Below are 328 nucleotides of genomic sequence, written 5' to 3'. Positions count from 1 at the left end.
TTCCAATCTGCACGTTATATCCCGGCTTCAGCTGACCATTGCGCATGTGGTCTTCCTTCATGCGCATAAACGTCGCATCCGTGTCGGTTTTGCTAAAGCTGTTGCGGTTTCCAAGCGTTTCTTGCTGCCCTTCATATTTTTGCAGGCGAGGAAGAAGATCTTTCCGAACAAGGCGCACAGCTTTCTTTAATGGTTTGTCTTTAGGCTTCTCTTGAAGCTTACTTTCAAGCCGTTGAACAGCTTGCTCCAGCTTTTCGCTCGTGATGGCGGAAGCCTCTCCGAGCTCAGGAAGGTCCAAGTTATTCAGTGCCTGATCTTCCTGTTTCTC

1 pseudogene is annotated in these 328 nt (G+C 48.8%); it reads right to left on the bottom strand.

Going from position 1 to position 328, the window contains the following annotated elements:
* Nucleotides 1-328, bottom strand: a pseudogene (locus CFI03_RS31445) (IS1182 family transposase); the annotation flags it as partial.

This window comes from Paenibacillus sp. ATY16, from assembly GCF_003399985.2.
In the GTDB taxonomy this organism is placed as follows: domain Bacteria; phylum Bacillota; class Bacilli; order Paenibacillales; family Paenibacillaceae; genus Pristimantibacillus; species Pristimantibacillus glycanilyticus.
The sequence above is the reverse complement of the archived record's forward strand: the minus strand, read 5'-3'. Positions and strand labels throughout refer to the sequence as shown.